At 65.8% G+C, this 26,739-nt stretch carries 22 protein-coding genes; 15 read left to right on the top strand and 7 right to left on the bottom strand.

Annotation, left to right across the window (positions count from 1 at the left end; genetic code table 11):
- The 4 genes from L879_RS0106775 to L879_RS20735 all read right to left on the bottom strand — a co-directional run.
- On the bottom strand, positions 1 to 232 hold a 232-nt coding region (locus L879_RS0106775; RefSeq protein WP_027315443.1), incomplete at its 3' end, for a flagellin N-terminal helical domain-containing protein.
- Positions 233 to 594: 362 nt separating this feature from the next.
- Entirely contained in the window at positions 595 to 1,362 is a 768-nt protein-coding gene (locus L879_RS0106770) for a TIGR02186 family protein (RefSeq protein WP_027315442.1), read from the bottom strand.
- A complete protein-coding gene (locus L879_RS0106765) occupies positions 1,359 to 2,288 on the bottom strand; it encodes a sulfite exporter TauE/SafE family protein (protein ID WP_027315441.1) in 930 nt (309 codons plus the stop codon). Before L879_RS0106765 ends, L879_RS0106770 begins: the two co-directional genes overlap by 4 nt.
- A gap of 104 nt (positions 2,289 to 2,392) precedes the next feature.
- A complete protein-coding gene (locus tag L879_RS20735; RefSeq protein WP_154664111.1) occupies positions 2,393 to 5,572 on the bottom strand; it encodes an SEL1-like repeat protein in 3,180 nt (1,059 codons plus the stop codon).
- A 362-nt stretch (positions 5,573 to 5,934) separates the two neighbouring features.
- Here L879_RS20735 and L879_RS0106755 point away from each other — a divergent pair, with 362 nt between their 5' ends.
- The 8 genes from L879_RS0106755 to L879_RS0106720 all read left to right on the top strand — a co-directional run bounded on the left by L879_RS0106755 (position 5,935) and on the right by L879_RS0106720 (position 14,656).
- Positions 5,935 to 6,348 (top strand): MerR family transcriptional regulator, encoded by a 414-nt coding sequence (locus L879_RS0106755; protein WP_368086308.1) that lies wholly within the window; start codon positions 5,935 to 5,937, stop codon positions 6,346 to 6,348.
- A gap of 346 nt (positions 6,349 to 6,694) precedes the next feature.
- Positions 6,695 to 8,488: an acyl-CoA dehydrogenase C-terminal domain-containing protein gene (locus L879_RS0106750; protein ID WP_027315439.1), complete on the top strand. Its 1,794-nt coding sequence runs from the start codon at positions 6,695 to 6,697 to the stop codon at positions 8,486 to 8,488.
- Between the two features lie 136 nt (positions 8,489 to 8,624).
- Entirely contained in the window at positions 8,625 to 9,833 is a 1,209-nt protein-coding gene (locus L879_RS0106745; protein WP_027315438.1) for an acetyl-CoA C-acetyltransferase, read from the top strand.
- A 26-nt stretch (positions 9,834 to 9,859) separates the two neighbouring features.
- The gene (locus L879_RS0106740; protein ID WP_027315437.1) at positions 9,860 to 12,067 is read left to right on the top strand and encodes an FAD-dependent oxidoreductase; all 2,208 of its coding nucleotides are present in this window, start codon (positions 9,860 to 9,862) and stop codon (positions 12,065 to 12,067) included.
- Between the two features lie 150 nt (positions 12,068 to 12,217).
- Positions 12,218 to 12,727, top strand: coding sequence for a DinB family protein (locus L879_RS0106735; RefSeq protein ID WP_027315436.1), 510 nt, complete (start codon positions 12,218 to 12,220; stop codon positions 12,725 to 12,727).
- Positions 12,724 to 13,272, top strand: a complete 549-nt coding sequence (locus L879_RS0106730; RefSeq protein ID WP_027315435.1) for an acyl-CoA thioesterase — start codon at positions 12,724 to 12,726, stop codon at positions 13,270 to 13,272. The genes L879_RS0106735 and L879_RS0106730 overlap by 4 nt, the downstream gene beginning before the upstream one ends.
- A 53-nt stretch (positions 13,273 to 13,325) precedes the next feature.
- A complete protein-coding gene (locus tag L879_RS0106725; RefSeq protein WP_027315434.1) occupies positions 13,326 to 13,949 on the top strand; it encodes a 2-hydroxychromene-2-carboxylate isomerase in 624 nt (207 codons plus the stop codon).
- An 8-nt stretch (positions 13,950 to 13,957) separates the two neighbouring features.
- Entirely contained in the window at positions 13,958 to 14,656 is a 699-nt protein-coding gene (locus tag L879_RS0106720; RefSeq protein WP_027315433.1) for an aspartate/glutamate racemase family protein, read from the top strand.
- 13 nt (positions 14,657 to 14,669) lie between these two features.
- Here L879_RS0106720 and L879_RS0106715 read toward each other — a convergent pair whose 3' ends face one another.
- Together L879_RS0106715 and L879_RS0106710 are read right to left on the bottom strand one after the other, a co-directional pair.
- Positions 14,670 to 18,179, bottom strand: coding sequence for a PAS domain-containing hybrid sensor histidine kinase/response regulator (locus tag L879_RS0106715; RefSeq protein WP_027315432.1), 3,510 nt, complete (start codon positions 18,177 to 18,179; stop codon positions 14,670 to 14,672).
- A 73-nt stretch (positions 18,180 to 18,252) separates the two neighbouring features.
- Positions 18,253 to 19,167 carry a LysR family transcriptional regulator gene (locus L879_RS0106710; protein ID WP_027315431.1) on the bottom strand — a complete coding sequence of 305 codons (915 nt, stop codon included), beginning with the start codon at positions 19,165 to 19,167 and terminating at the stop codon, positions 18,253 to 18,255.
- Between the two features lie 102 nt (positions 19,168 to 19,269).
- Here L879_RS0106710 and L879_RS0106705 point away from each other — a divergent pair, with 102 nt between their 5' ends.
- From L879_RS0106705 to L879_RS0106685, 5 genes are all read left to right on the top strand, one after another.
- Positions 19,270 to 19,704, top strand: coding sequence for a DoxX family protein (locus L879_RS0106705; RefSeq protein ID WP_027315430.1), 435 nt, complete (start codon positions 19,270 to 19,272; stop codon positions 19,702 to 19,704).
- Between the two features lie 48 nt (positions 19,705 to 19,752).
- A complete protein-coding gene (locus L879_RS0106700) occupies positions 19,753 to 20,241 on the top strand; it encodes a VOC family protein (protein WP_027315429.1) in 489 nt (162 codons plus the stop codon).
- A 56-nt stretch (positions 20,242 to 20,297) separates the two neighbouring features.
- Positions 20,298 to 20,732: a large conductance mechanosensitive channel protein MscL gene (mscL, locus tag L879_RS0106695; RefSeq protein WP_027315428.1), complete on the top strand. Its 435-nt coding sequence runs from the start codon at positions 20,298 to 20,300 to the stop codon at positions 20,730 to 20,732.
- 162 nt (positions 20,733 to 20,894) lie between these two features.
- On the top strand, positions 20,895 to 22,097 hold the full coding sequence (locus L879_RS0106690; RefSeq protein WP_027315427.1) for a pyridoxal phosphate-dependent aminotransferase: 1,203 nt from the start codon (positions 20,895 to 20,897) through the stop codon (positions 22,095 to 22,097).
- A gap of 132 nt (positions 22,098 to 22,229) precedes the next feature.
- Positions 22,230 to 23,279: an AbrB family transcriptional regulator gene (locus L879_RS0106685; RefSeq protein WP_027315426.1), complete on the top strand. Its 1,050-nt coding sequence runs from the start codon at positions 22,230 to 22,232 to the stop codon at positions 23,277 to 23,279.
- A gap of 3 nt (positions 23,280 to 23,282) precedes the next feature.
- Here L879_RS0106685 and L879_RS0106680 read toward each other — a convergent pair whose 3' ends face one another.
- On the bottom strand, positions 23,283 to 24,170 hold the full coding sequence (locus tag L879_RS0106680) for a MurR/RpiR family transcriptional regulator (protein WP_245265173.1): 888 nt from the start codon (positions 24,168 to 24,170) through the stop codon (positions 23,283 to 23,285).
- A 123-nt stretch (positions 24,171 to 24,293) separates the two neighbouring features.
- Between L879_RS0106680 and L879_RS0106675 the strand changes: the two genes are divergently transcribed.
- Both L879_RS0106675 and L879_RS0106670 read left to right on the top strand, forming a co-directional pair.
- On the top strand, positions 24,294 to 25,082 hold the full coding sequence (locus L879_RS0106675; RefSeq protein ID WP_084020763.1) for an N-formylglutamate amidohydrolase: 789 nt from the start codon (positions 24,294 to 24,296) through the stop codon (positions 25,080 to 25,082).
- 63 nt (positions 25,083 to 25,145) lie between these two features.
- A complete protein-coding gene (locus L879_RS0106670) occupies positions 25,146 to 26,681 on the top strand; it encodes an amino acid permease (RefSeq protein ID WP_027315423.1) in 1,536 nt (511 codons plus the stop codon).
- The last annotated feature ends 58 nt before the right edge of the window (positions 26,682 to 26,739 follow it).

Genomic DNA, 26,739 nt, shown 5'->3' with positions numbered 1-26,739 from the left:
TGAAGGTGTCGATCATGGCCTTGGACTGCTTGATCGAGTCCTTCACGGCGCTGAGCGCACCGTTGTCCGACTTCATCTGGGTCGAGATCGAGAAGTAGGAGGCGTTGTGCGAGGCCTCGCCGACGCGCAGGCCGGTCGAGATCTGGTTCTGGGTCTTGTTCATGGCGTTCTGCGTCGAGCGGAGCGACTGCAGGGCGGTCATGGCGGAGAGGTTGGTATTGATCGACGACATGTGCGGTTTCCTTGAGCGAAAGGGATGGGTCAGGAAATGTCGGATTTGAACCGACCCAGCGGAGGGGCGTCATGCCTCGAGAGAAGGGTCTCGATCCGCTGCTCACATGCATCCGGGCTTTCGCCGGAACTCTGGCCAGGGCATCATGCCTCGCCTTCCCCCGCAGGAAAAGGCCACCAGGAGTGCTGTTCTTGAACGCTGTGCCGAAGTAGAGCGGCCTAGGCGTCAACACTATTTTGGTATGGCGCTTTCCCGTCTGCTTCAAGCGCGAACAGCAAACCCCAGGCCTCGACGCGAGAATACGGTTAATGGTTCACCATATTCGGGGCGGCAAGACCGGTGAAACCTTTCAAGGACCGAGTTCAGTCTCGCCGGAAGATCGCGTTAGCGAGCCAGCCGAAGAAGAGGGCGATGGCTGCCGTTGCGAGGCCGTAGGTCAGGGACCAGTCATGGGCGATCACGCCCACCCGTTCCTCGAAGCCCGTCTTGACCAGTTCGAAATCGGTATGCGTGCGGGCTAGGATCACGGTGTCGGCAAAGAGCGTGACATCCACTTCGTAATTACCGGGCGGAGCGATGGCCGGAAGCGGAACGCCCGCGCGGAAGATGTCCGGCGTCAGGAACGTCACACCGCGTTCATCCTCCAGATACAGGCCCTCCTGCGCTTTCAGGCGTAGAAGCGCTTCGCGGAAGGGCTTGTCCGTGCCGCCGCGCACGAGGGTGGCATCCGGTGCGTTGACGATCGCGTCGAGTCCGATCTTCTGGCGGCTTCGCAGCTGATCGCTCGTAATCTCCGCGATGGGGCGCGAGGTCATGACGCTCAAGTAAGCGGGAACCGACGGGAACTTCTGCTGGTCCTGGTTGATCCAGACGAGGCCGAGGCGCTGCTTCTCGCGCACGGTCAGGAACTGGCGCGGGCCTCGCACGGTCACGACCACGTCGTAGCCCGTGGCGCGGGCGATGGTCTGCGCATCCCGCTCGATAGCTCCGAACACGGCGATCTGAGTACCGGTATAGTTGGAGTTGATCAGGACCCTGTGGTTCGACAGCGACGTGATCAAGGTCTCGGCTTCCACCATCGTGGAGGTCAGGCTGCCCAGAAGGATCAGGAGAAACCCGAACGCTCTCACGTGCGCACCTCCTGCACCGAGATGGAGAAGGGCTCCTCCGGCTTCAGCACGAGTTCGAGGCCGAAGCGCAAGCCCACGGCCAGCAGCAGGATCGCAAGGAGAAAACGGAACAGCTCCGCACGCAGATGACGTCCCATGCGGGCGCCGAACTGCGCGCCGAACACACCTCCGACGATGAGCAGGATCGCCAGCACCATATCCACGGCCTGGTTCGTCACCGCATGAAGAATGAGAGCGACCAGCGTGGTGCAGACGATCTGGAGTTGGGAGGTGCCCACGACCACGTTGGTCGGTACGCGAAAGATATAGAGCAGCGCAGGCACCACGATGAAGCCGCCGCCGATGCCGAGCAGCGCGCCCGCGAAGCCGATGAAGAGCGAGAGTGCGACGATCGGGATCACGCTGGCATAGAGCTTCGAGCGGTAGAAGCGCATCCGCAGAGGCCAGCCGAGATAGGGCGCATGTTCGCCTGCCTTGCGTCTTGGCCGCACTGCGCCGCCCTTCCGCCGGTGCCAGAATTCCCGAATGCTCTCCTTCAGCATCAGGCTGCCGACGACCGTGAACAGCGTCACGTAGGAGACGACGATCACCAAGTCGAGCTGACCGGCCCGGCGCGCCGCCGCGAAGAACCAGACGCCCAGCGCCGAGCCGACGAAGCCGCCCGCGACCAGGATCGCCCCGAGCTTGTGATCGAGTGCGTTTCGGCGGAGCGCGCCGAGGACGCTGGTGGTGGAGGAGGCGACGATCTGCGCCGATTGGGTGGCGACGGCCACCGCCGGAGGAATGCCGAGGAAGATCAGGAGCGGCGTCATGAGAAAGCCGCCGCCGATCCCGAAGAGGCCCGAGATGAAGCCCACCGCGGCTCCCATCCCCAGGATGAGCAGAACGCTCACCGGCATTTCAGCGATCGGCAGATAGATTTGCAACCCGGTTTCCCCCCATGGCCGGTGCAGCCAGATTATTGTTCAAGCATCTTGCCGATGATGTAGCAGCGACGTTCTGAACGAAAGATGACAATGCCCGCGCGATCCTAACTCCTGCTGCCTGGAAGGTGGTCCAGAGCCGCCGTCTGGCCCTCGGCGGAGAATGGAGCCTCGTTCGCGACCGGGTCGATGGCGCGCGGACGCCAGAGGTCGAGGCCCGATTTCAGCGCCTTGAGCTCGGACGCGCTGATCCTTCCGGCGATCTCCTCGCTCTTGCGGACGGCTTCCGCGTCGCCCTGGGCCGCCGCCAGGGAGAACCAGTGATAGGCCCTGGACAGGTCGGGCTTCGCGCCGATGCCGCGCGCCAGGAGGAGGCCCGCGTTGAACTGGCTGTCCCGGAACCCGGACTCGGCGGCTTCGGTGTACCAGCGCAGGGCGGCGGCGTAATCCGGCTTCCCGCCGGACCCGGAGGCGAGGAGGGTGGCGAGGTTGTGCATGGCGCGGACATGCCCGCCGAGGGCCGCCCGCTCGTACCAGAAGGCGGCCTGCCGGAGATCGCGCGTCACGCCGACGCCTTTCTCGTGCATCATCGCAAGCCGTTCCTGGGCTGCCGGGAGGCCCGCCTGGGCCGCCCGCTCGAAGAGCCGGGCGGCGAGGGCCATGTCCTGGGTCATGCCGCGTCCTTCGGCAGCGCGGACCGCGATCGCATACAGGGCGGCCGCATCGCCCGAGAGAGCCGAAACGCGCAGGAAGGCCGGGGCCTCCGTCGGGATCTCGCCGACCGTGGCGGGGTCGACGCGGAACTTGCCCGCCGCCAAGGGCACCGGAGCGGGCGTTTCGGATGCGAGGCTCGCGGCCTGGAACAGGCCGGCATTGTCGGGAGCGGCAAGGCTCGCCGTTTCAGCGGGCTTCGCCTCGGCGGCCTGCACCATTTCCTGTTGCCCGCCGTTCGCCTGAGCGGCCAGAGCCAGGTCCTTCCGCTCGCTCGACAGGATCTGGGCTGCGCCGATGGCGAGAACCAGGAAGGGGAGGCCGAAGAGAAGCGGGCGGCGGTTGCTGTCGAAGCTCCGGCGCAGGCGCTCGAAGAGGGAGGCGGAGGCAGGCTCCGGCGCGGCTGCGTCCGCCGGTTCAGGGGTGTCAGGCTGAACAATCTCCTGCGCCATGGGCGCGGGAGCCTCTGCGACGGCTGGCTCTGGCGCAGTGGCGTGAGCGGCCCGGCGGGCCGCGGCAATGAGCGTGGAGCGGACATGGCTGCGGACCGCTTCCGGTGCAGCGGGCGTCGCGGGCGCCGTCGCTGGCATGGCGGAGACCGGGGCGCCGAGCGTTCCGGGCGGGGCAATCTCCTCGATCTGGGATAGGGTGGCCGCGTGCAGCCTGCGCACCGCGGCTTCGAGGCGGTCCGCAGGCAGCAGCGGCTTCGGTTCCGGTTCGGGCGCGGAGCCGCCGGGCGGGGGCGCGACCGGGTTCGCAAGCCGGGAAACCAGGGCTTCGAGCGCATCGTGAACGGCGCGCAGCGTCTCCTGCGTCTTCCTGTCGGTGCGGCTGTGCAGGGCTTTCAGCTCCACCACGCCGTGCTTGAGCGCGTCGAGATCCCCCGCATCCGGCAGGGCCGGGCGGATGCCGTCGAGCACGGCCTTCGCCGCGCGCTCCGCAATGCCGGAGGCTTCGGATTGCAGGCCCTGAAGCTGGCTCGCGGTTTCGCCCAGAACCTTCTGCAGGGACTCGCCGGGGATCCGATCGAGGCGTCCGGCCAGATCCCTGATCTGCCTTTCGAGGGTATCGAATCCCGCCTTCTGCGGAGTACGGTCCATCTTCTCGCCGAGAGCGCGCAGCATCTGCGCTATTCCGCCGGTTTCGGTCCGTTCGCCGAGCTGGCGCAGCTCCTCTTCGATCCGGTCGAAACGCTCCAGCAGGGGCTCATGGGAGGGAGCCGCGCGCATGGCCGCGGTTTCGAACCGGGACGACAGCCGCTCCATCATCTCCGCCATGGCATCTCCGTTCCCGTCGCGGGGTGCGGACAGGGTGGCCATGCGGTCGGTCAGGAGCGCGAGCTGGTCGGTGATGGGAGAAAGATCGACCGGCTTCGGTTCGGGCCGGGCGGCCAGGAGGTCGAGACGCTGGTCGAGACGTTCCAGCTGCTCGGGCACCCTGCTCGCCTCCTGCGCGGCCACGGTGACGGAGAGAGCCGAACACACATCGTCGAGGGACGTCTTTAGCGCCTGGAAGTCGTCCTTGCTCGCCTGGCTGAGGCGCAGGTCCACGATCTGGCGGCCCAGGCTCTCGATCTCCTCCGAGAGCCTGCCGATCTGATGAGGCTCGGCCCGGTTGGCCAGGTCCTGGCGGATGTCGACGATCTGGCCGCTCAGGAAGTCGATGACGGAGCGGTCGACGCCGCTCGCAGCGAGAGCGTCGATCTTGCCCTTGAGCAGGTCGATGTCACGGCCGATGCGCCGGTGCAGCCCTTCGCTCACCTCGTCCGAGAGGCATTGGATCTGCTCGTAGAGGACGGTGATCGAGCTTGCGAGGGTGCGCAGATCCTTCGTCGTCGGTCCCTGTCCGAGCTCCTTCGCGATCGAGCCGAGGGCGGCATCGATGGCCAGGATGTCCGTGCGCGTCGCCAGCTGGCCCATGCCGGAGCGAAGGCTGTCGATCTCGCCGCGGATCGTCTCCACGGCGGGGGCCAGAGCCGGATCGGGCCGTTCCAGGCGGGTGGCGAGCCGTGACATGTCGGCCCGCAGGCCGGCCAGCGTGTCCGATACGGGGGCGAGTGCCTTGATCGCCTCCTCCATGGGAAATTCGAGGCGCGGCGGAGCTTGCTCCGCGGCGATGCTGCGCTCGACGGCATCGAGGCGGTCCTTGAGGGACGACAGGGTTTCGGAAAGAACCGCCGCAATCCGGTCCCGCTGGTCCGCCGAGGTGCGGGCGGCCTCGTTGAGCCGGACCTCTGCCTGCTCGATCCAGCTCGCCATGGATTCCAGCGCGATGGCCGTGCGGGACGACTGATCCCGGGCCTGGCGCTCGCCCTCGGCGGCGACCGCCGCCATCAAGGTATCGTAGTCCCGGCGCGGCTGCGGACGCGACGGGGGCGTCATGCGGGCGATCAGGGCGTCGAGGTCGCTGGTCCTGCGCGGTGCCGGACGGGGCGGGGCAGGGCGCTCCTCGGACGCGGCGAGCACGGCGACCGCCCATTCATCGAGGCTCAGGCCCGCCCGGCGCGCCGCGGCCATGGCCAGTTCGCGGGCATCGAGGTCCAGGTCATCAAGTCTCGAGAGGACGTGTCGTCTCATGGCCGGGCTCGCGGGATACGCAAAGAATACTGGAGCCGGACATGGCCAGTGCCGATGCCCGCCTCGCGGGCCGAAAAGCCGGAAGGATGCGAATCACCATGCTTCCAGGTCCCTTGTCCGCTGCCTGCACCTTTGGTTCGTCGTGGTAAAAAACCCGTTAAACAGAGGGGATTAACCCATCGCTCGCCCTGCAGAAGGGAGGTCGTTCCCTAGGGTTAAGTGCGTTTCGTCACATTCCTCTGCCCCAGCGGCATAAGTCCAGCGCAATACTCTTGCAAGTTTTGAAATAAATGTTATATTATTTCATTACCAAAGGAGATGTGCTCACGGCACGGAACCAAGAAAGACAAATGACGGGGCGTATGATGGATCAAATTGCAGGCAGCGCGGCCGCCGGGGAAGCCGGCGAGGGTGCGAAATTCTATACGATCGGCGATCTGGCGCGCGAGTTCGGGGTGACGTTGCGCACCTTGCGGTTCTACGAAGACCGCGGGCTTCTCTCCCCCCGCCGCGACGGGACGGCGCGCATCTACGACGCCCGTGACCGTGAGCGCCTGTCGGTGATCCTCAAGGGCAAGCAGCTCGGCTTCACCCTGACTGAGATCCGCGCCATGGTCGCCGAGGAGCGCTCGGGCGACGGTCCCGCCATGAATCTCAAGCTCTCGCTCGATCAGGTCGAGGACCAGATCCGCCATCTCGAGCAGCAGAAGAAGGACATCGAAGAGGCCCTGGCTGAGCTTCGGGCCCGCCGCGCGAGCATGGCCGCCGCCGCCTGATCCGCCCGGCTTCCGGCGAATTTCCTCGAAAGCCCCTTCGGTCGCAGGCGCAGCGCCTGTTGCCGGAGGGGCTTTTTTGTTCGGTGGCCGGCGCTTGCCGGGACTGAGGTCGGAAGCGCGGATTGACGCTTTCAGGATTCATCCCATGCGTCTCTCGAAATGCGCTGGGAGAGAGGAAGCGGGGAGGGAGGTCCGGGCCCGGCGGTCGGCCCGCATGTCCCCCGAAAGAATTGTCGCCTCGCCTCTTCCCAAAACGGACAGATAGTTTATATGTGAACTATCCGCTTGGCCGGCGCTGTCCCGTATGGGAAGATGGGTGTCGGCAACCGACCTGGGAGACATCCGAATGCCGGTCTACAAGGCCCCCGTCGAAGACGTCCTCTTCCTCCTGAACGACGTTTTTCCGATTGCCCGTCACAACAACCTGCCGGGTTTCGCCGATGCGACCCCCGACATGGTGGAGGCGATCCTCGCCGAGGGCGCCAAGCTCTGCGAGGAGGTTTTCGCCCCGCTCAACCTCTCGGGCGACCAGGAGGGCTGCACCCGCAACCCGGACGGATCAGTGACGACCCCGAAGGGATTCAAGGAGGCCTATGAGGCCTATACCGCCGGAGGCTGGATGGGGCTCGCCGTCCCGGAGGAGTTCGGCGGCCAAGGCCTTCCTTCCGTCCTCAACACGGTCATGCAGGAATTCGTCTCTTCGGCGAACCTCGCGCTCGGCATGTATCCGGGCCTGACGCAGGGTGCGATCGCGGCCCTCCTCGTGCACGGCACGGAGGAGCAGAAGCGCACCTATCTGCCCAAGATGGTCGAGGGCGCCTGGACCGGCACCATGAACCTCACCGAGCCCCATTGCGGCACGGATCTCGGCCTGCTCAAGTCCAAGGCGGTGCCCAACGGCGACGGCTCCTATGCGATCTCCGGCACCAAGATCTTCATTTCCGCCGGCGAGCACGACATGGCGGAGAACATCGTCCATCTGGTTCTGGCCCGCATCGAAGGCGCGCCTCAGGGCACCAAGGGCATCTCGCTTTTCGTGGTGCCGAAATTCCTCGTAAATGCGGACGGCTCTGTCGGCGAGCGCAACGGGGTGTCCTGCGGCTCCCTGGAACACAAGATGGGCATTCACGGCAACGCCACCTGCGTCATGAACTATGACGGCGCGAAGGGCTGGCTCGTGGGCGAGGCCAATCGCGGCCTCAACGCCATGTTCGTGATGATGAACGAGGCGCGCCTCGCCGTCGGAGTGCAAGGTCTTGCCGTTTCCGAGGTCGCCTATCAGAACGCCGTCGCCTATGCCAAGGACCGCCTCCAGGGCCGTGCGCTCACGGGCGCGAAGTTCCCCGACAAGCCTGCTGATCCGATCATCGTGCATCCGGATGTGCGCCGCACGCTTCTCTCCATCAAGGCCGTCAACGAAGCGGCCCGCGCCCTCATCGTCTGGACGGGCCTCAATAGCGACATCGCGCACCGCTCCTCCGACGAGGCCGCGCGGCAGGTGGCCGACGACTACATGGGGCTGATGACCCCGGTGGCGAAGGGCGTGCTCACCGATCTCGGCTTCGACAACGCCGTGAAGGCGCAGCAGATGTTCGGCGGCCACGGCTATATCGAGGAATGGGGCATGTCGCAGTTCGTGCGCGATGCCCGCATCGCCATGATCTACGAGGGTGCCAACGGCATCCAGGCCATGGATCTTGTCGGCCGCAAGCTCGGCAAGGATGGCGGGCGCGCCGTCATGACCTTCTTCAACGAGGTCGGCGCCTTCTGCCAGGAGAATGCCGGCGACGAGGCCATGAAGGCCTATGTCGCTCCGCTGCAGCAGGGCCTCGGCCATCTCCAGCAGGCCACCATGTGGTTCATGCAGAACGCCATGGCCAAGCCCGACAATGCGGGCGCGGGCGCGACCGATTACATGCACCTCTTCGGCCTCGTGGTCATGGGCTATATGTGGGCCAGGATGGCGAAGGCCGCGCAGGCGAGGAAGGCTCAAGGAAACGGCTCCGCCGAGGCCATGGACGCCAAGCTGCTCACCGGCCGCTTCTTCATGGAACGCCTGATGCCCGAAACTGCCACGCGCCTCGCCCGCATCACCACGGGCGCGGACACGACCATGGCGATGCCGGTCGAGGCCTTCTAAGAGACATGCGTCATCCCGGCCGGAGCATGAGCGGAGAGCCGGGATCGCGCGATGAGTGACGAACTTAACTCTGAAAACGATCCCGGGTCGCGCGTCGCTTGCCCGGGATGTCGCACAATCAATCAGGGAGGCCTCCATGGCTGAAGCCTATATCTACGACGCCGTCCGCACGCCGCGCGGGCGCGGCAAGCCGGACGGTGCGCTGCACGAGGTCGCGGCGGTCGATCTCGCCGTCACCGCGCTCGATGCGATCCGCCGCCGCAACGACCTCGACCCGAAGCTGGTCGAGGATGTGGTGCTCGGCTGCGTCGACCCGGTCGGCGAAGCGGGCGGCGACATCGCGCGCGCGGCGGCGCTCAAGGCAGGCTTCGGCAAGGAGGTGCCCGGCATTCAGATCAACCGCTTCTGCGCCTCGGGCCTCGACGCGGTCAATCTGGCGGCCGCGCAGGTCATGTCGGGCATGAAGGACATCGCCATCGGCGGCGGCGTGGAATCCATGAGCCGCGTGGGCATGGGCGCGTCCGGCGGCGCATGGCCCGTCGATCCGGGCATCGCCATCGACAATTACTTCCTGCCGCAGGGCATCTCGGCGGACCTGATCGCGACGAAATACGGCTTCTCGCGCGACGACGTGGACGCCTTCGCCGTGGAGTCGCAGAAGCGCGCGGCCAGGGCCTGGGACGAGGGGCGCTTTGCCAAGTCCATCGTGCCGGTGAAGGACGTCAACGGTCTCACCATCCTCGCGAAGGACGAGCACATGCGGCCGCAGACGGACATGCAGTCGCTCGGACAGCTCAAGGCCGCCTTCGTGCAGATGGGCGAGATGGGCGGCTTCGACGCGGTGGCGATCGCTGCGCATCCGGATGTGGAGTTCGTCAATCATGTGCACCATGCCGGGAACTCGTCCGGCATCGTCGACGGCGCGGCCGCCGTTCTCGTGGGCTCGAAGGAGGGCGGCGCGAAGGCGGGGCTGAAGCCGCGCGCGCGCCTCAAGGGCTTCGCCTCCATCGGCTCCGATCTGGCGCTCATGCTCACAGGTCCCATCGACGTGTCGGAGCTTGCGCTCAGGAAGGCCGGCATGACGACGAACGACATCGATCTTTTCGAGATCAACGAGGCGTTCTCGTCCGTCGTGCTGCGCTATATCCAGGCGCTGGACCTCGATCCTGCGAAGGTCAACGTGAATGGCGGCGCCATTGCCATGGGCCACCCCCTCGGCGCGACCGGCGCCATGATCCTCGGCACGGTGCTCGACGAGCTGGAGCGCACGAACAAGCAGACGGCGCTCGTCACTCTCTGCGTCGCCGCCGGCATGGGCACGGCCGCGATCATCGAGCGGGTTTGAGAACAGGCGGGAACGGGAGAACCATCATGACGAACTTCACCAATTTCCGCTTCGAGGTCGATGCCGACGGAATCGCGCTCGCCACTTGGGACATGCCCGGACGCTCCATGAACGTCATCACGGCTCAGGTGATGGACGAGCTGTCCCGGATCATCGAGAAGGTCGCCGCAGACGAGGCCATCAAGGGCTGCGTCATCACCTCCGGCAAGGAGGCCTTCTCCGGCGGCGCTGACCTCACCATGCTCCAGGCGTCGAACGCGGAATACATGCGCGTGGCCAAGGAGAAGGGCGAGGAGGCTGCGACCTCCTTCCTGTTCGAGGAATCGCGCAAGCTCTCGCTGCTCTATCGCCGCCTCGAAACCTGCGGCAAGCCCTTCGCCGCTGCCGTTCATGGCGTGTGCCTCGGCGGCGCCTTCGAGCTGGCGCTCGCCTGCCATTTCCGCGTTCTGTCCGATGTGGATTCCACCCGCGTCGGCCTTCCCGAAGTGAAGGTCGGTCTCTTCCCGGGCGCAGGCGGCACCCAGCGCGTGGCGCGCCTCATGCAGACGGGCGACGCCTTGCAGATGCTCTTCAAGGGCGAGCAGATCCGCCCCCTCATGGCACGCAACATGGGCCTCGTTCACGCGGTCGCGCCGCGCGACCAGATTGTCGAGACCGCGAAGGAATGGATCAGGCAGGGCGGATCGGCGGTCGCGCCGTGGGACCAGAAGGGCTTCAAGCTGCCGTCCAACAAGGTCTATTCCGCCGCCGGCATGCAGATCTGGCCTCCGGCCAACGCCATCTACCGCCGCGAAACGCAGGACAACTACCCGGCGATCCGCGCGATCCTCGAGACGGTCTATCAAGGCCTCCAGCTGCCGATGGATCTTGCCTTGAAGGGGGAGTCGCGCTGGTTCGCCAAGATCCTGCGCTCGAAGGAAGCGGCGGCGATGATCCGCACGCTGTTCATCTCCATGCAGGACCTGAACAAGGGCGCGCGCCGGCCGAAGGACGTGCCGCCCACGACCATCAGGAAGGTCGGTGTCGTCGGCGCGGGCTTCATGGGCGCGAGCGTGGCCTATGTCACCGCCCATGCGGGGCTCGAGGTCGTGCTCATCGACCGCGACGTGGAGGCGGCGGAGAAGGGCAAGGCGCATTCGCACAAGCTCATGTCCGACCAGATCATGAAGGGCCGCGCCAAGACGGCCGATCGCGACGCGCTTCTTGCGCGCATCACGGCTTCTGCCGATTACGGCGACCTGAAGGATTGCGATCTCGTGATCGAGGCGGTTTTCGAGGACCCGAAGGTGAAGGCCGAGGTGATCCAGAAGGTGGAGGCCGCGATCCGTCCGGACTGCATCTTCGCCTCCAACACCTCGACCCTTCCGATCTCGGGGCTCGCCCAGGGCTCGAAGAAGCCCGGGCAGTTTATCGGCATCCATTTCTTTTCGCCGGTCGAGAAGATGATGCTGGTCGAGATCATTCTCGGCAAGGAGACGGGCGACAAGGCGCTCGCCACGGCGCTCGACTATGTTCGCCTCATCAAGAAGACGCCGATCGTCGTCAACGACTCGCGCGGCTTCTTCGCTAATCGCTGCGTGCTGGCCTACATCCTCGAAGGCCATCTCATGCTCACCGAGGGCGTTCCGGCGGCCATGATCGAACAGGCGGGCAAGCAGGCCGGCATGCCGGTCGGCCCCCTGTCGCTCAACGACGAGGTCGGCGTCGATCTGGGCCTCAAGATCCTGCGCGCCACCAAGGCGCAGCTCGGCGAGGTCGCCATCGTGCCGCAGCAGGAGGCGCTGCTCACCACGCTCGTGGAGAAGGAAGGGCGTCTCGGCCGCAAGAACCGCAAGGGATTCTACGACTATCCGGAGAGCGGCCCGAAGCACCTCTGGCCTGGCCTGAAGGATCTCCAGGCCAAGCACCAGGAAGCTGAGCTGGTCGATATGCAGGAGCTCAAGCAGCGCCTCCTCGTCACGCAGGCGCTGGAGGCCGCGCGCACGGTTGAAGAGGGCGTCATCACCGATCCGCGGGAGGCGGATGTGGGCTCGATCCTCGGCTTCGGCTTCGCGCCCTATACGGGCGGTGCGCTCTCCTACATCGACTTCATGGGCCCCAAGACCTTCGTGGAGCTGTGCCGGACGCTCCAGGCCAGGCACGGCGACCGCTTCGCCCCGCCGAAGCTTCTCCTCGACATGGCGGCCTCCGGCGAGACCTTCTACGGCCGCGCTGCCGCGAAGAAGGCGGCTTGATCGCCCATCGTCTTCCGGACGCCGTGGAGCGGCGTCCGGGATGAGCGTCTCCGAGAAGGAAGCAGCGGACGGGAAATTGCAGAAACACTTTCCTGTCCGATGCTCTAATGTGTCGACCCTTAGAATCAGGACGACACGAGGAGCCCTTTCATGAAACGTCTCTATGCCATGCTCGCCGGCTACAATGCCTGGTGCAACCGGCGCCTCTACGATGCGGCGGCGCAATTGCCGGATGCGGATTACCGGGCGGATCGCGGGGCGTTCTTCAAATCCGTGCACGGCACCCTCAATCACCTTCTCGCCACAGACCGCATCTGGATGAAGCGTTTCACGGGCGAAGGGGACGCGCCGACGCGGCTCGATGCCATCCTGTTCGACAACCTTGCCGATCTTCGCACCGCGCGCGAGACGGAGGACGCGCGGATCGTCGCCTATATCGACCGTCTCACCGAGGCCGATCTTGCAGGCCGCCTCCGCTACCGGACCATCACGAACCCCACCGACATCGAGCAGCCCCTGGCTCCGGTGCTGAGCCACTTCTTCAACCACCAGACCCATCATCGCGGGCAGGTCCATTGTCTGCTGACGGGTTTCGGCCGCGATGCGCCCGCACTCGATCTCATCGCGTTCCAGCGCGAGACAGGAACAGGCCTGTCATGAACCTCTGGCTGCGCGTCCTGCATCTGATCGTCGCGTCCTTCTTCCGGCCGAGGCTCGACCCGGTACGTGACGTGTCCCGCCTCAACTTCCGCGTCTGGCCGCACGACCTCGACACGTCGATGCACATGAACAACGGGCGCTACTGGACGCTCATGGATCTCGGCCGCACCGACATTATGCTCCGCTCCGGTCTCTGGCGGGCCATTCTCAGGCACGGCTGGGTGCCAGTGGTCGGCGCGGGACAGATCCGGTTCCGGCGGGAACTCAGGCCCTTCCGCGCCTTTACCCTGGAGACGCGCATCCTCACCTGGTCCGACAGCCACGTGGTCATGGAGCACCGGCTGGTCTCGGAATCCAAGGACGGCAGCCCCATCCTCAACGCCATCGCCCTCGTGCGGGCGGGCCTTTATGACCGCAAGGAACGGACCTTCATCGGCATGGACCGGCTGCTCGCCGAAACGGGCGTCCAGGGCGAGGCTCCGGCGGCGGGCCCCGAGGTGGAGGCGTTTCTCAGGGCGGAAGAGACATTGAAGAGCGCCGCCTGATGGTCCAAGCTGGGGCATCGCCGCTTCGGCCTGACGAACCCCGAATTGGACCCATGCCCCGCATCATCGACTATTACTTCTCCCTCGTGAGCCCCTGGGCCTATATCGGCCACGCGCCCTTCATGGAAATCGTCCGCAGGCATGGGGCCGAGGTCAATTTCAAGCCGGTCTTCCTGGGCCGTGTCTTTGCGGAAACCGGCGGTCTGCCGCTCGCCCAGCGTCACCCGGCCCGGCAGCGTTACCGGATCCTCGAGCTTCAGCGCTGGCGCGAGAAGCGCGGGCTGTCCTTCAACATCGCGCCGAAGTACTGGCCCTTCGACGTGAACCTCGCCGACCGCTTCGTGATCGCCATCGCCGCCTCGGGCAAGAGCCCGGACGCCTTCCTGCGCCGGGCCTTCGCGGCCATCTGGGAGGAGGAGCGCAACCTCGCGGATCCGGTCGTGCTCACGGAACTGGCGGAGCAGGCGGGGCTCGACTCGTCCTCGCTGATGGACATCGCCACGGGCAGCAGCACCGAAGCGATCTATGCGCTCAATCTGGAAAACGCGGTCGCAGCCGATGTCTTCGGCTCCCCGGCCTATGTGCTCGACGGCGAGGTGTTCTGGGGGCAGGACCGGCTCGACCTGCTCGACGACGCGCTCGCAAGCGGCCGCGCGCCCTACACGCCCAACCCCTGACCTGAATCATGCGGACCATCAGACTCATCGGCGGCATGAGCTGGGAAAGCTCGGCCGAGTATTATCGCATCATCAATCGGGAAACGAACCGGCGGCTGGGCGGCGTCCACTCGGCGCAATGCCTGATGTGGTCCGTGGATTTCGACGCCATCAAGCAGCTTCAGCACGAGGGCGACTGGGAGCGGCTCGCGGATGCGATGAAGGATGCGGCGCACAGACTCGAGCGCGGCGGCGCCGAGTTCATTGTCCTGTGCACCAACACGATGCACCGCCTCGCAGGCGCGATCGAAACGGCGGTGGCCCTTCCGCTGCTGCATATCGCCGATCCCACGGCGGAGCGGATCGCGGCGGCGGGCTTCCGGAGGGTGGGCCTTCTGGGCACGGCCTTCACCATGGAGCAGGACTTCTACAAAGGCCGCCTGCAACAGCGCCACGGCCTCGATGTCCTCGTGCCCGACGAGAGGGATCGCCGGATCGTTCATGAGGTCATCTACAACGAACTCGTGCTCGGACGCGTCAGGCCGGAATCGCGTCAGGCCTACCGGGAGATCATCGCCCGCCTGATCGCGCGCGGCGCGCAAGGCATCATCCTCGGCTGCACCGAGATCATGCTGCTCGTTTCCCAGGACGACAGCGCCGTGCCGCTCTTCGACACCACGACGATCCACGCCCTGGCTGCCGTCGATCTTGCGCTGCGGCCGGCCTGACGCCGGTTCGGGCCTATTCCGCCGCCACCTTCGTCGCGCGCCATTGCGTGAGCAGGGCGCGCAGGGCCGCAGGCTTCAGCGGCTTGTTGAGCACGTGGATGCTCATCGATGCCGCAGCATCCCGCACGATCGGGGTGCGGTCTGCGGTCACGAGCACGGCGGGCGTATCCACCTGCGTCTTCCAGCGCAGGGCCTTGACGACTTCGAGCCCGTCGGTCTCGTCCAGGTGGTAATCGGCGATGATGACATCGGGCAGCACCTTATGCGCGCGCAGCGCCTGGTGCGCGGTCTCGAGGTCCGAGGCCGTCCAGGCTTCGCATCCCCAGCCCGAAAGCAGAAGGCGCATGCCCTCCAGGATGGCCGGTTCGTTGTCGATGATGAGCACGCGCAAGCCCGAGAGCACGGTTGCAGCGGGCTTCGGCGGCTCCGGCGCGGCCACCGTGGCCGGAAGGGCCGCGACGACCGGCACCTCGACGCGGAACACGGAGCCGCGTCCCACCTCCGAGTTGAGGGTGATCGCGTGCTTGAGAACGCGGCCGATGCGTTCGACGATGGAGAGACCCAGCCCCAGGCCGCGCGCGACCTTCACGCCCTGGTCCAGACGCTGGAACTCGCGGAACACCACGCGCTGCTTCGAGGCGGGAATCCCCAAGCCCGTATCCCATACTTCCAGAGCGAGATTCCCGGCACGCCTGCGCGCGCCGACGAGCACGCGGCCCGAGGGTGTGTACTTGATCGCGTTGGATATCAGGTTCTGCAAAAGACGGCGCATGAGACGCCGGTCGGAGCGCACCGTGAGCGAGGAGAGGACGAAGACGAGTCTCAAGCCCTTCTTGCGCGCGACGGGCTCGAATTCCAGCTGGAGCTGGCGGAACAGCTCATCGATGCGGAAGCTCGACCATTGCGGCTTCATGGCGCCCGTGTCGAGGCGCGAGATGTCGAGGATGGCGGTGAGGATTTCCTCGACCGCGTCGAGGGACGCATCGATGTTCTCGGCAAGGGTCCCATCGCCCGCCTCGCGGTCCCGTTCCACGAGGGAGGTGGCATAAAGGCGCGCGGCGTTGAGCGGTTGCAGGATGTCGTGCGAGGCGGCGGCGAGGAAGCGCGTCTTGGAGATATTCGCCTCGTCGGCCTCCGCCTTCGCATGCCGCAGCGCCTCGTTGAGGCGCGTCAGCTCCTCGGTTCTTTCGCGCACGCGCTGCTCCAGCGTCTCGTTTGCGCGGCGGCTCGCCTCTTCCGCCAGAACGGTCTCGGTCACGTCCGTATAGGTCGTCACGTGGCCGCCGTCGGGCAGCAGGTTCGAGCGGATCTCGATCACCTTGCCGGAGGGATGGAGCTTGAGGCGCACGGGTTCCACATCGTGCCGGAAGGAATGGAGGCGGGCCGCGACGAGATCCTCGATCCGGCCCGGACCATAGGAGCCGCGTGTCGCGTTGTAGCGCACGATCTGCTCCATGCTGATGCCGACCTGCACGAAGTTGGGCGGCATGTCGTAGAGGTCGATGAAGGCTTGGTTCCAGGCCAGCAGGCGCAGGTCGCTGTCGATGACCGTGATGCCCTGCTTGGCGTAGTTCAGCGCATGCTGGAGAAGGTCGCGGCTATGCTGGATCGCGGCGGAGGCGTCGTCGAGAAGCTTGAGGGCCGCTTCCGTCGACACGGTGCGGCGGCGAAGCAGCAGCGAGAGGGCCAGACGCGAGGACGCGGTGCCGATGGCCGAGGCCAGCAGGTGTTCCGCATAGCGAAGCAGATGAATATCCGCTTCTGCGCGGGGTTCCAGACTCTGCCCGCGGCTGTGCGAGAAGCCTTCGAACGAACGGGTCGTCCGTTCGTCGCCGAGATAGCGCGCGACCGTCGCCCGCAGCTCGCCGACGGTCACGCTCGCGCGGAACAGGCGGAAGCTCGGGGTCGAGGAGGCTGTGGCCTCGCCCACGAAGATCCCGGCCTGGATCTGCTCCATGGCCGTGACCGGGCGCCACAGGGAGAAGGCGACGTAGCAGAGAATGTTGAGGGTGAGGCTCCACACCACGCCATGGGTGAGCTGCGGCAGGTTCACGCCGAACAGGGATGTCGGCTTGAGAGCGGCGATTCCGAACGGCCCCGTGACGACCACGTCGGACCAGAACACGCCGTCCCAGACGAGGCTGGGCAGGAGCAGCGTATAGGCCCAGGTGACGAAGCCGACGATGAGCCCGACGCTGGCGCCGAGCGCCGTGCCGCGCGACCAGATCAGGCCACCGATGAAGGCGGGCGCGACCTGCGCGATGGCCGCGAAGGACAACAGGCCGATGGCCGCGAGGGCCGCCTCGCCCGAGGCGCGGTAATAGGCGTAGCCCAGCAGGATGACGATGACGATGGATACGCGCCGCACGCCGATCACGAAATTGCCCGGGTCGATGCCCGAGAAGGCGCGCCGCCGCAGGACGATGGGCATGACCAGATGATTGGAGATCATCACCGCGACCGCGATGGAATCGACGATCACCATCGCGGTCGCCGCCGAAAACCCGCCGAGGAAGGCGAGCACCGCCAGGGAGCCCGCGTGGTTCTGGAGTGGCAGCGCGAGCACGGTCATGTCCCGGTCCACCGCTCCTTCCGGAAAGGCGGCGAGGCCCGCCAGCGCCACCGGAATGACGAAGAGATTGATCAGGATGAGATAGACCGGGAAGAGCCAGGCCGCTCTCTTCAGATCCATGATGTCGCTGTTCTCGACCACCGTCACATGGAACTGGCGCGGCAGGAGGATGGTGGCGCAGGTCGAGAGCAGGATCAGGGTGATGTAGCTGCCGAAGCCCGAGGTCCGCTCGATCAGCTCGGAACTGGTGCCCTGCGCGTTGAGGATCTGAACGATGCCGTCATAGCCGTCGAACATGACGAAGGTGATGTAGCCGCCGACAACGAGGAAGGCGATAAGCTTCACCAGGGATTCGAGGGAAATGGCGAGCAGAAGCCCGTTCTGGTGCGCGGTCGCATCCGTGTGGCGTGTGCCGAAAGCGACGGCGAATCCCGCCAGCACGAGGGCGACGACGAGCGCGAGGTCGCCGAGAAACGGAAGCTGCGCAATGGATGCTCCGTTCGCCGCGGTCAGGAACACGTCGAGAGAGGACGAGACCGCCTTCAGCTGCAGGGCGATGTAGGGGATGGAGCCGATGAGGGCGATCAGGCTCACGAGGGCCGCCACCCGCTCGCTCTTGCCGTAGCGGGCGGCCACGAAGTCGGCGATGGAGGAGATGTTCTGGGTCTTGGCCACCCGCACGACCCGGGCGACCAGGGGAAAGCCCAGGCCGATCACAAGGATCGGGCCGATATAGATGGCGAGAAAGTCGAAGCCCGAGCGGCTGGCGAGCCCCACCGAGCCGAAGAAGGTCCAGGACGTGCAATAGACGGCCAGCGCGAGGGCCGCGATGGTGGAGCGGGCCGGCCCCTGAACGAAGCGCCGCCCCCAGTTGTCGCCCCAATAGGCGACCGTGAACAGGAGGCACAGATAGAGCAGCGCCGATAACACAACGGCCCAGGTGGCGACCATAGGCGTGAACCCTCGAACAGAAAACGCCGAGTAGCTTTAGCCGTTTAAAGGGGTGAAGGCCACCGCCACCCGGTCACAGGCCTCTGTCCCAGTCCGGCTCGGGCGCGAAGCGTGCGGCGAGAAACGCGATGAAGGCGCGCACCTTGGCCGGGGCCTGACGGGCCGAAGGCAGGACGGCGTGGATTCCGGGCTGGTAGGTCGGGTAGCCGCCCAGGACCGGGACGAGGCTTCCGTCCCGCAGGCTGTCGCCCACGATGAAGGTGGGCTGGTAGATGAGCCCCTGTCCCGCCGCCGCCGCGGCCAGCAGCGCATCGCCGTTATTGGCGCGCAGGTTGCCCTGCACGGGCACGACGATCTCGCCCTCCGGGCCGAAGGTCCAGCGGTTCGCGCCGATGGCGCTCGGCAGGGTATAGCCGAGGCAGTTATGGCGGGCGAGGTCGTCGAGGGTTTGCGGAATGCCATGCTCCTTCAGATAGGAGGGGGCGGCGCAGACGACGGTCCGGCAGGGGGCCAGGCGCCGGGCGACGAGGCTCGAATCCTTCAGCCGCCCGATCCGGATGGCCAGGTCCCATCCCTCCTCGATCAGGTCCACGTAGCGGTCGGCAAGACCGAGGTCGAAGGAGACCGCCGGATGGAGGCGGGTGAATTCGGGAATGGCGGGGGCGATGTGCCGGAAGCCGAAGGTCAGCGGCACGTTGAGCCGCAGCACGCCTCGGGGCTCGATGCGCTCCAGGCTCGCGGAGGCCTCCGCCTCCTCGATCTCGGCCAGGATGCGCTCGCAGGCGGCGAGATAGTTCCGGCCTCCCTCGGTGAGCGTCAGCTTGCGGGTGGAGCGGTGCAGCAGCTTGACTCCGAGCCTCTCCTCGAGGGCGGCCACATGCTTCGTCACCATGGTCTGAGACAGGTGAAGAGCCCGTGCCGCTGCCGAGAAGCTGCCGAGCCCCGCGACGCGGACGAAGACCTGCATGCTGGTGACGCGGTCGAGCATGGCTCTGTCTCACTCTATAGGTGTGAACTGATATTCTGGTTGTGAGATTATCATATCATCGGTTTGAGATCATATGGGAGGCACCATTCTGGAGATTTTCCCATGATCGATACCCGGACCGCCCCCTACGCCGCCCTGATCCTGCGCATCACGCTCGGCGTTCTTTTCCTGGCCCATGCGGGCCTCAAGTTCTTCGTCTTCACCCCCGCCGGCGCGGCTCAGTTCTTTGGCAGCCTCGGCCTGCCTCCGGCTCTTGCCTATCTGACCATCCTGGCGGAAACGGTGGGGGGCGTCGCCCTCATCCTGGGCGTCTTCACCCGCTGGGTATCGCTCGCCCTGATCCCGGTCCTGCTCGGCGCCATCGTCTTCGTTCATGGACCGGCGGGCTTCTTCTTCAACAACCCGAACGGTGGCTGGGAGTACCTGGCGTTCTGGATCGCGGCTCTCGTGACCCAGGCTCTTCTCGGCAGCGGCGCCTATGCCCTGCAGGGCGGATCGGTCGGTACCGGCCACGCATTGTCCACACGTTCAGCCTGAGGTGCCCCCATGGTCAACCCCATTCCCTACGACAGCGCCAGGACGAAGATGGCCCGGCCCATCGATCCCGGCGTCAGGATCGGCCATGTGCACCTGAAGGTCGCCGATCTCGAGCGCTCGCTGGCCTTCTATTGCGGCGTGCTCGGCTTCGAGCTGATCCAGCGCTACGGCACCCAGGCGGCCTTCGTCTCGGCCGGCGGGTATCACCACCACATCGGCCTCAATACCTGGGAGAGCAAGGGCGGGTCGCCGCCGCCCCCCGGCACCACGGGCCTCTACCATGTGGCGATCCTCTATCCCTCGCGTGCGGCTCTGGCCGATGCTCTCTACCGGCTGGCCGAGGCGGGCATTCCGCTGCAGGGCGCGAGCGATCACGGGGTGAGCGAGGCCTTGTACCTGAGCGATCCCGACGGCAACGGCATCGAGCTCTATGTGGACCGTCCGGAGGACCAATGGCCCAGGACGGCGAGCGGCGAGCTCAAGATGGTGACGGAGCGCCTGGACCTGCAGAGCCTCCTGGCGAGCCGCAACCCTTGACGAAATTCTCAGGTCGGGCAGCTTAAGCCTGGAGACAGGCTTCAAGAGGTCCGGTCATGTGGAACGAGTTCAAGCAGTTCGCCCTGCGCGGCAACGTGGTCGATCTGGCCATCGGCATCATCATCGGCGCCGCCTTCGGCAGGATCGTCGATTCGCTGGTCGGCGACATCTTCATGCCCATCATCGGGGCCGTGACCGGCGGCCTCGATTTCTCGAACTACTTCACGACCCTGTCGGGCAACGTCACGGCGACGTCGCTCGAAGAGGCCCGCAAGCAGGGCGCAGTCCTGGGCTGGGGCAACTTCATCACTGTCGCCATCAACTTCGTCATCATCGCCTGGATCCTCTTCCTCCTGGTCAAGGGCATGAACCAGCTGCGCAAGGCCGAAGACGCCAAGACCGGCACGGCCGAGAAGGCCCCCGAGATTCCGGCGGACGTGAAGCTGCTGACGGAAATCCGCGACATGATGAAGAGCGGGCGCACGCCTTAGCGCCCTGCGGCTCCCGCAGAGGCGGTCCTCCTCCGGGACCTGCGCGCCAAACATCACCGGTTTCGATCGGGATCTTCGTCTTTTGTCATGAGACGCATTCGGCGCTTGCCATGAGGGGGCGAACGGGTCATCCCTGTTCATCCGTTCCCGAGGAAATCTCCCATGAATGCGTCCGTCGCGATTCCGTCCGTTCTCAACCTGCGTCCTGAGGCTGAGCAGGCGCCGACGAGCGGCATCGTCGATGTGTTCACCTACGGCCGGTCGAAGCCCGGCATCATCCCGCTCTGGGTGGGCGAGGGCGACCTGCCGACGCCGTCCTTCATCTGCGAGGCGGCGGCCCGCTCGCTGGCGCAGGGCGAGACCTTCTACACCTATCAGCGCGGCATCCCCGAGCTGCGCCAGGCCATCGCCCGCTATCACGAGCAGCTCTATCGCAAAGCCTTCGATCCCGAGCGCTTCTTCGTGACCTCCGGCGGCATGCCGGCGATGCAGATCGCCTTCCGCCTGCTCTCAGGCAACGGCGACGAGGTGCTGATCCCGACACCCGCCTGGCCCAATTTCGCGGGCGCGATCACCATTGCCGGCGCCCGGCCCGTTTCCGTGCCGATGACCATCGACGAGAAGGGCTGGCACCTCGATATCGAGCGCCTCGAAAAGGCGGTCACGCCGCGCACCCGCGTGCTCGTAATCAACTCGCCTTCGAACCCGACCGGCTGGGTAGCGAGCCACGAGGACCTGCGCGCTGCGCTCGCTCTCGCCCGGCGGCACGGCCTCTGGATCGTGGCCGACGAGATCTACGGCCGCTTCATCCACGATCCAGCCCTCGCCGTCGACGGCCGCGCGCCGTCCTTCCGCGATGTGATGGAGCCCGAGGACAGAATCCTCTTCGTGCAGACCTTCTCCAAGAACTGGGCCATGACCGGATGGCGCCTCGGCTGGATCGAGGCTCCGCCGGCCCTGGGCCAGATCATCGAAAACCTGATTCAGTACCAGTCCTCCGGAACGCCGGTCTTCATCCAGCGCGCGGGCGTCGCCGCCATGGAGCAGGGCGAAAGCTTCCTCGCCGATCAGATCGCCCGCGCGCGGCGCGGCCGCGAGATCGTCGGGCGGCTCGCGCAGACCGGCCTCGTCGCGCTGCCGCCGCCGAACGGCGCCTTCTACGCCTTCCTGAAGATCAAGGGCGCCACGAACGCGAAAGACATCGCCTTTCGCCTCATCGACGAGGCGAATGTGGGCCTCGCGCCGGGCTCCGCCTTCGGCGAGGCGGGCGAGGGCTACCTGCGCCTGTGTTACCTGCGCAAGCCCGAGGACGTGGAAGAGGCGGTGCGCCGCATCGGCGAGGCCTTGCCGCGGCTCGTGGCCTGAAGACCCGAGACGGCCGTTCCTCGGTCTGAAGCCGAAGGACATAAGTGTCCTTTGCTGACGCCGTTTGCATGGCCTCTCCGCGCCGGAGGCATTTGACGAAAAGGACGTGGACGTTCATTGAGCAACACCGTGATGCGTCTCGTCCTTGCCCATCTCGCGCAGATTATGATTGCGGCTCTCGGCGGCCTCGTCTTTCAGTGGCTCGGCGTTCCCGCCGCGTGGCTGTCGGGCTCGGCCATCGCGGCCACGTTGTGGGGATTGACCGGTTGGGCGCTGCCCCTGCCGCGCGCCCTGGCCGACGCCGCCATGCTGATTTCCGGCGCTGCCATGGGAGCAGCCGTGACGCCCGAGGCCATCGCGGCGATGGGGCGCTATCCCGGAAGTCTCGTGCTCCTCGTCATCGGCATCGTGGCGATCTCCATGGCGTCGAGCGCGTGGCTCACGCGCATGTCGGGATGGCGCAGGGCTGATGCGGTGCTGGCCTCCGTGCCCGGCGCGCTTTCCACGGTTCTTGCCGTCGCGGCCGACCGAAAGGCGGAGGTCGCCTCCATCGCCATCGTGCAGAACTTCCGCCTCTTCGTGCTCATTGCGCTTTTGCCGAGCCTCGTCGTCGCCAGCGGGGGAGGGGCCAACACGGGCGCGCTCATCGGCGAGGGAATGCCCGTCGAGAGCCCGGGAGGCATGGCTTTCATTCTCCTCGGCGGCCTCATCCTGGGTGCGCTGTTCAAGCGGCTGAAGGTGGCTGCCCCCATTCTGCTCGGCGCGACATTGGTGAGTTCGGTGAGCCACGGCACGCAATGGGTGACAGGCGTCATCCCACCGGTGATCGCCACGGGAGGCCTCGTCCTGATAGGCCTGTTCATCGCCGAGCGTTTCCGCGACATCCAGCGTTCGACCCTGAGGCGCGCGCTCGTGGCGGCCCTCGGCTCCTTCACCGTGGGAATGGTCGTGGCGGCGCTCTTCGCGGCTCTCGCGGCGTGGCTTGCTGGCGTCAGCTTCGCGAACGGACTTGTCGCCTTCGCGCCCGGAGGGCTCGAGGCCATGACGGTGCTAGCCCTGATCCTCGGACTGGATCCGCTCTATGTGGGAATCCACCACCTCGTCCGCTTCCTCGGCATCGGCCTCGCATTGCCGCTCCTGATCGGCTGGCTGCAGCGGGACAAGACGGCGGCGGCGGAATAGGGCTTACGCTTTCTCGCTGCGCAGACGTTCCACCGCCTCCATGCGCGGCTTGGCGGTCTCCCACAGGCGCTTGGTCACGGTCGCGACGAGCGCTTCCGTCAGCAGCAGGAGGCCTGCCGAGGAATCCCAGTTCGAGGGAGCGACGATATGCGCGGGCAGCACGTGCCGCGCGACACGGGCGATGGGCGACAGCCACGGATCCGTGAGCAGCACGATCGTCGCGCCCTGCTTCGCGGCCGTTTCGCACAAGGCCGTCACGTCCTCCTGGTAGCGGCGGATGTCGAAGGCGACGATCACGTCCTTCTTGCCGATCTCGATCATCCGGTCGCGCCAGAGGGCGGGCTGTCCCTCGATGAAGTCCACGTTGCTGCGCACGATGCGGAAATGGCTCTCCGCATAGCGCGCGAGCGCACCCGTGAAACGGCCGCCCGTGAAATGAATGTGCCGGCGCGGATCGGAAAGAAGCGTCACCACCGCCTCGAACTCGGCGGGGGCGATGTTCTCCACCGTCGCCCTTAAGTTGCCGATGACAGCTTCCGAAAAGGAAGAGAGCGCCGGGGCGCCCTGGCTCTTGTCGGCGGGGCCGGCCTTGGCGAGCGGCGAGAGCAGCTGGGCCTCCAGCTCCTCCCGCAGGTGCTTCTGAAAGTCCGGAAAGCCGCTGAAGCCCAGGCGGGTGACGAAGCGCAGGGCCGACGGGGCGGAAATGCCCGCGCGGGAGGCGAATTCCGCCACCGTATCGAGGCCGGCGAAGGGATAATGGCTCAGGAGCAGGTGCGCGGCCCGCTTCTCGCTGGGCGTAAAGGACTCCATCTCGAGCCGGATGCGCTCGGCGAGGCTCGGCGGGGCGGTCGGCGGAAGGCGACGGTCGTGACGCATACCGGATTGATTCACAGCCCCTCCTTGACGGTTCTGAAAACCTGTATCAGAAATTTCAAAACAAGAGAAACAGCAAGAAACGTATCAAGCGTTCAAGTGGGGACTTATCCTGCTCTAGGCAGGTCAAGGGAGTACCGGATGATGCAGGCGGCTCAGATGACAGCCGGAGTGACCTCTGCCGCAACGGCAGAGCAACCGGTTGCTGTCGTGGAGAATCCAGGCGGACGCTCGCCGATCTTGCTCATCTGTGAACATGCCTCCAAACACCTGCCGGCGCGCTACGGCACGCTCGGCCTCGGGCCTGTGGAGCTCGAGAGCCATATCGCCTGGGATCCCGGCGCGCTCGGCGTGGCCATGGAACTCTCGCGGCTTCTCGATGCGCCGCTGATCCATGCCAGCGTCTCACGCCTCGTTCTCGACCTCAACCGGGATCCGTCCGCGCCGGATTCGATCTGGACCCTGAGCGAACGCACCACGATCCCTGGCAACCTCGATCTCGACGCGGCGGAGCGGGCCTATCGCGTGCGTGAAGTGTATCATCCGTTTCACGACGCGATCGACGCCTTCGCCGATGCGCGAAAGGCGGCCGGGCAGCTTAGCGCGGTGGTCTCCATCCATTCCTTCACGCCCGTCTACCGGGATGTGCCGCGCCCCTGGCAGATCGGCCTCATCTTCAACCGCGACGAGCGCTATGCCCGCAGCGTCGAGGCCGGGTTGAAGAAGGATCCGGCGCTCGTCGTCGGCATGAACGAACCCTATTCACCAGCGGATCGGGTTTTCCACACCCTCGAGCGCCATGCCGAGAAACGTGGCCTGCCTCCGCTGATGATCGAAATCCGCAACGACCTGATCCGCACGGAAGAAGGACAGGCGTCGTGGGCAAACCGTCTGGCGCCGCTTTTGAGGGAGGGGGCACGGACGCTCTGATCACGGGCATGGCGCAGGACGTGCCATGGCCCGAAAGGCAGACTATTCTTGGAGGAAGAGTCGATGTCAGTCGGACAAGGAAGTCCTGGGGTTCATGCCCCGCCAGCCGGCGCGCAGAATGCGGCCGGCGTTACCTACACTACTGTCGATGAAAGCTACTTCGAAGCAAGGCGTCTGAAACGCCACGCGCGCGTCTGGTCGCTCTGGGCGCTCGGCGTCGGCGCAGTGATCTCGGGCCATTACTCGGGCTGGAACCTCGGCCTCGCCAACGGCTTCGGCGCCATGTTCTTCGCCACCATCATCATCGCCATCATGTATCTGGGCCTGACCTTCTCGATCGCCGAGATGTCGCCGGCCCTGCCGCATACGGGCGGTGCCTACTCGTTCGCGCGCACCTCCATGGGGCCTTGGGCGGGCTACATCACGGGCATCGCGGAGAACATCGAGTTCGTTCTCACACCGGCGGTGATCGTGTTCTTCATCGGTTCGTATCTATCGGCGATCTTCGGCACCGCACCGGAGTTCCAGCCCGTCTACTGGATATTGTGCTACGCGCTGTTCGTGGGGCTCAACATCGTCGGCGTTGAGCTCTCGTTCAAGGTGACGGTCACCGTGACCGTGCTTGCGCTGGCATGCCTCGTGGTCTTCTACGTGTCGGTGCTGCTCTCCGGCCAGTTCGATTTCTCGCGCTGGGCGCTGAACATTGGTCCCGACGGTGCCGAGCTGCCGAACGGCGGCGGAGCGTTCCTGCCCATGGGGGTCGGCAGCATCTTCGCTGCCATGCCGTTCGCCGTATGGCTGTTCCTCGCCATCGAGCAGCTTCCGCTTGCGGCTGAGGAATCCCACGATCCGCAGCGCGACATGCCCAAGGGTATCATCGCAGGCATCCTCACGCTGATCGTCTCGGCTTTCTGCGTGGTGTTCCTAAACTCCGGCATCGCTCCGGGTGCCGCGGGCGTCGCGAAATCTGGCGAACCGCTCCTGGACGGTTTCCGCACCCTCTTCGGCACGGATATCGCGAAGATCCTGGCGGGCGTGGCCGTGATCGGCCTCATCGCCTCGTTCCACACGATCATCTTCGCTTTCGGACGGCAGATCTACTCGCTCTCGCGGGCAGGCTACTTCCCGTCCTTCCTGTCGGTGACACATGGTACCCGCAAGTCGCCACACATCGCGCTCATCACAGGCGCGCTGCTTGGCCTGGCGGTCATGCTGATCATCTGGTTCGTGCGCGGATCGGAGGCTGGCGCCACAGTCATCGGCGGCACATTGCTCAACATGGCCGTGGCAGGCGCGATGCTCGCCTATTTCATGCAGGGCATGTCCTACATCGTGCTCAAGAAGAAGTTCGCTCATCTGGCGCGGCCCTACAAGAGCCCGTTCGGCATCGCAGGCGCCGTAATCTGCATGGCAATCGCTGCCGTGACGCTCTACTTCCAGCTCACCGATCCGGTCTTCCAGACGGCGGTGTTCGGCGTTGCGATCTACTACGCGATCATGATGGCCTACTTCCTGGTTCATGGACGCCACAAGCTCATCCTCTCGCCGGAGGAAGAGTTCGCCGTGTCCAAGGGCGAGGCCGAGTACAAGTCATACTGATGACAAGCGGGAGCGCGCACCCTGCGCGCTCCCTTCATCTTTCTCGTTGGGGTTTACG

This window comes from Microvirga flocculans ATCC BAA-817 (assembly GCF_000518665.1).
GTDB lineage: Bacteria > Pseudomonadota > Alphaproteobacteria > Rhizobiales > Beijerinckiaceae > Microvirga > Microvirga flocculans.
This window is presented reverse-complemented; position numbering and strand designations above follow the sequence as displayed.